Annotated in this window: 2 protein-coding genes and 1 pseudogene; 2 read left to right on the top strand and 1 reads right to left on the bottom strand. The window is 71.5% G+C overall.

Features of this window, described 5'->3' with window-relative positions; genetic code table 11:
• The first annotated feature begins 118 nt into the window (after nucleotides 1-118).
• Both RTU05_RS17490 and RTU05_RS17485 read left to right on the top strand, forming a co-directional pair.
• Complete coding sequence (locus RTU05_RS17490; protein ID WP_230307679.1) at nucleotides 119-2,125, top strand: NAD(+) synthase; 2,007 nt, start codon at nucleotides 119-121, stop codon at nucleotides 2,123-2,125.
• A 153-nt stretch (nucleotides 2,126-2,278) separates the two neighbouring features.
• On the top strand, nucleotides 2,279-2,746 hold the full coding sequence (locus RTU05_RS17485; protein ID WP_035307575.1) for a DUF411 domain-containing protein: 468 nt from the start codon (nucleotides 2,279-2,281) through the stop codon (nucleotides 2,744-2,746).
• 446 nt (nucleotides 2,747-3,192) lie between these two features.
• Here the strand turns inward: RTU05_RS17485 and RTU05_RS17480 are convergent.
• Nucleotides 3,193-3,497: pseudogene (locus tag RTU05_RS17480) on the bottom strand (heavy metal translocating P-type ATPase); the annotation flags it as partial.

Here is a 3,497-nt window from a genome sequence, read left to right as displayed (position 1 = left end):
GGGCGGCCGCGGCGCGCGACGGAGGGCGCAACTTGCCGGGCGCCGGGCCGCTCCTGTACCGGTCGACGCCAAAGGAGGCCGAGCGCATGAACTCTATTCCAACCGGGCGCAGGGGTTCGTGCGTGTGGCGGTTTGCACGCCGCGCATCGCCGTGGCCGATCCGGCGGCCAACCTCCTCGAGACCCTGAAACTGGCGCGGGAGGGACACGCCCGCGGCGCCGACCTCATGCTGTTTCCGGAGCTGGGCCTGTCCGCCTATGCGATCGACGACCTCCTGCTCCAGGACGCCCTCCTTCAGGCGGTGAACGCCGCGCTCGCCGAGCTCGTGCAGGCGAGCCGGGACCTGCAGCCGGTGCTGGTGGTGGGAGCGCCCCTCGTCCGCAACGGACGGCTCTACAATTGCGCCGTCGCCCTCGCCCGGGGCCGCGTCCTGGGGGTCGTGCCCAAGAGCTTCCTTCCGAACTATCGGGAGTATTACGAGAACCGCTGGTTCGCCCCCGGCGCCGGCGTGCGCGGCCTGGACATCGCCGTCGCCGGGCAGAGGGCGCCGTTCGGGACCGACCTGATCATCGAGGCCAGCGACGTCCCGGACTTCGTCTTCCACATGGAGCTCTGCGAGGACTTCTGGGCCGCCACCCCGCCCTCGACCCTGGCGGCGCTGGCGGGAGCCACCCTGCTCTGCAACCTGTCGGCGTCCAACATCGTGGTCGGCAAGGCCGACGAGCGCGCGCTGCTCTGCGCCTCGCAGTCGATGCGATGCCAGGCCGCCTACCTCTACGCCGCGGCCGGGCCCGGCGAGAGCACCACCGACCTGGCCTGGGACGGGCAGGCGACCATCCACGAGCTCGGCCGTCTGCTGGCCGCGACCCGCCGCTTCCCGGACGTCGCCCAGATGGCCGTGGCGGACGTGGACGTCGAACGCATGCGCCTCGAGCGGCTGCGGACGCCCACCTTCAACAACGCCGCCGCCGCCGCCGGCCACCCCGAGCACGCTTTCCGGCGGATCGCCTTCGAGCATGCGGCGGAGCACGTCGATATCGGGCTGCTGCGGCCGCACGACCGGTTTCCGTTCGTGCCGGACGATCCGGCCCGGCTGGACCAGGATTGCTATGAAGCCTTCAACATCCAGGTGCAGGGCCTCGCCAAGCGCCTCGACGCGGCGGGCGTCAGGCGCGTCGTGGTCGGCGTCTCCGGCGGCCTCGACTCCACCCACGCCCTGATGGTCGCGGCGAAGGCCTTCGACGCCCTGGGCCGTCCGCGCACGGACATCCTGGGCTTCACCATGCCCGGCTTCGCCACCAGCGAGGGCACCAAGCGCAACGCCTGGGCCCTGATGCGAAGCCTCGGGGTGACGGGCGAAGAGATCGACATCCGGCCCGCGGCGCGGACGATGCTGGAGGCGATCGGCCACCCGTTCGCCCGCGGCGAACCGGTCTACGACGTCACCTTCGAAAACGTCCAGGCCGGGCTGAGGAGCGACTTCCTGTTCCGGCTCGCCAACCAGCGCGAGGGCCTGGTGCTCGGCACAGGCAACCTGTCCGAGTCGGCGCTGGGCTGGCAGACCTACGGCGTCGGCGATCACATGAGCCACTACAACGTCAACGGCTCGGTCCCCAAGACCCTCATCCAGCACCTGATCCGCTGGGTCGCGGCCACCGGGCAGTTGGACGAGGCGGCCTCGGCGACCTTGCTTGGCGTGCTGGGCACGGAGATCTCGCCCGAGCTGGTGCCGCAGGCCGCCGCGGACGCGCTTCAGAGCACGCAGTCCAGGATCGGGCCCTACGAACTGCAGGATTTCAACCTGTTCTACCTGACGCGCTACGGCCTGCGTCCCTCCAAGGTCGCCTTCCTGGCCTGGCACGCTTGGCGGGATCTCGAGGCGGGGGCGTGGCCGGCCCACTTCCCGGCCGCCTCGCGCGCCGCCTATGATCTGCCGACGATCAAGCAATGGCTGGAGGTGTTTGTCACCCGGTTTTTCGCCCTCAGCCAGTTCAAGCGCTCCGCCATGCCGAACGGCCCCAAGGTGATTTCGGGCGGCAACCTTTCGCCGCGCGGCGACTGGCGGGCGCCCTCGGACGCGAGCGCCCGGGTCTGGCTGGACGACCTGAAGCGCAATGTCCCATAGTTCGCCCCGCACGACGCCCCGCCGGTTTTCGGGCCAGGGCGGTCTGCTCGCGTCCTGGGGGCGCCAGGCCTGACGGCGGCCCGCGACATCGTCAGCGTCGTCAACGCCCGGCGATCCGGCTAGGATCGTCGCCTCGCTCGCCAGGATGCCGTCATGCCCGCCTCTTCGCCCTCCCCCTCCCGACGCGCCCTTCTGACGGCGCTGCCGGCCCTCGCCTTCGCCGGCCCGGCCCTCGCCGCGCCGCCGAAGCGGATGACCGCCTACAAGACGCCCTGGTGCGGCTGCTGCGGCGGCTGGATCGCGCACATGCGCCAGGCCGGCTGGACCGTCGAGGTCGTCGAGCGCGAGGATCTGGCTCCGATCCGGGCGCAGCACGGCGTTCCGGACCGGCTGGCCTCGTGTCACACGGCGGTGGTCGGCGCCTACGCCATCGAAGGCCACGTCCCCGCCGGCGATGTCGATCGGCTGCTCAGCGAACGCCCCGCCGCCAGGGCCTTGAGCGCGCCCGGCATGCCGGCGGGCTCGCCGGGCATGGAGGCCGCCGGCCGCGAACCCTATACGACGGTGCTGATCCTCAACGACGGCTCGACCCGCGTGTTCGGCCGACACAACGGCACCTGACCGCCGACCCGCGGCCGGAGGGCGTCAGGCGACCGGTTCACGGCCTGTCGGGTTGGCCCGCCCCAGCCGCTTCCGCCGGGTCGTCGCCGCCATCGGCGCCTCGCGAAAAGTCAGCCTGATGCGGGTGACCGCCGTGCTGGGCGCGATACTCGGCCGGGCTGAGACCCCTGCCCGTCATATGGAGCTTCGGCGGCGTCGCGGGAGCGTCCGGATCAGTCTCGCCGCGGGTCCTCGCGGTGTCGGGGCGCTCGCCATCGACATCCGGTTGATCGCCAGTCTGTTCGCCCATGACACCCTGCGCTCCGCTCCGGCGTCGCTTGCCGTGTCGGGATGCAATCCGCGAGCGGAGGCAGGGTTGCGCGGCGCCGGATAATCCCTGACCTTCGCTGGCCAGGGGCTGACCCGGATCCCTCCCGGCGCGGCCCTTCGAGCCCGGCTCTCTCCCGTCAGGCCTGTCGACGCGGCGTCCAGCGCAGCAGGCGCATGGCGTTGGCCGTGACCAGGACCGTGGCTCCGGTGTCGGCGAGGATGGCGGGCCACAGGCCCGTCACTCCGATCACGGTGGTGACCAGGAAGACGGCCTTCAATCCCAAGGCGATGGTTATGTTTTGCCGGATATTGCCCATCACCCCGCGGGACAGGGCGATCATGTCGGGAATGTCCCTGACCCGGCCGCGCAGGACGGCGGCGTCCGCGGTCTCCAGGGCCACGTCGGTGCCGCCGCCCATGGCGATGCCGACATCCGCCTGGG

Origin of the sequence: Brevundimonas sp. (assembly GCF_032017145.1) — a bacterium.
GTDB lineage: Bacteria > Pseudomonadota > Alphaproteobacteria > Caulobacterales > Caulobacteraceae > Brevundimonas.
Note: the sequence above shows the minus strand (reverse complement) of the source record. Positions and strands in the feature narration are given on the sequence as shown.